Source organism: Pseudomonas sp. Je.1.5.c, assembly GCF_051129895.1.
GTDB lineage: Bacteria > Pseudomonadota > Gammaproteobacteria > Pseudomonadales > Pseudomonadaceae > Aquipseudomonas > Aquipseudomonas urmiensis.
Genome location: NZ_JBCPSP010000099.1, coordinates 1 through 475, shown reverse-complemented (window position 1 = coordinate 475; position 475 = coordinate 1). Strand labels below are relative to the sequence as shown.

The 475-nt window shown below is 64.6% G+C and carries 2 pseudogenes; one reads left to right on the top strand and one right to left on the bottom strand.

What is annotated here, in order from left to right:
• Window positions 1-111, top strand: a pseudogene (locus AAZU54_RS27280) (pirin family protein); the annotation flags it as partial.
• A gap of 262 nt (window positions 112-373) precedes the next feature.
• Here AAZU54_RS27280 and AAZU54_RS27275 read toward each other — a convergent pair.
• A pseudogene (locus AAZU54_RS27275) lies at window positions 374-475 on the bottom strand (dienelactone hydrolase family protein); the annotation flags it as partial.

Genomic DNA, 475 nt, shown 5'->3' with positions numbered 1-475 from the left:
AATTTTGTCGCAAGTGCTCCGGCGCTGATCGAACAGGCCCGGGTGCGCTGGGCTGCTGGGGATTGGCCGGTGGTGCCTGGGGAAATCGAACGGATCGAGTTACCGCGCTAGTTGGGGCCGCTGCGCGCCCCTTCGCGGGCAAGCCCGCTCCCACAGGGATAGCGGCGCTGCGCAGATCAGTGGTGAGCAAAGTTAGACCCGCAAAGAGCTTTATTAAAAGCGTTGGGGCTATTTTTCACTCCTTCGCGGCGGTTCGGCGGCCTGGCCCGCCCCCAACAGGGCGTTTGATCTAGCTCACCGCTGACCCCACAGCGCGGCCCTCCCTGTGGGAGCGGGCTTGCCCGCGAAGGGCCGCTGCGCGGCCCCGGCACACTCAACCTTTGAACACTTCCGCCAGCAGGTTGTGCATCGCCTTGAACGCCCGCTCCGAGGTCTTGCGGTCGTACTGCATCTTGCCCGGCACATTGGCATTCGG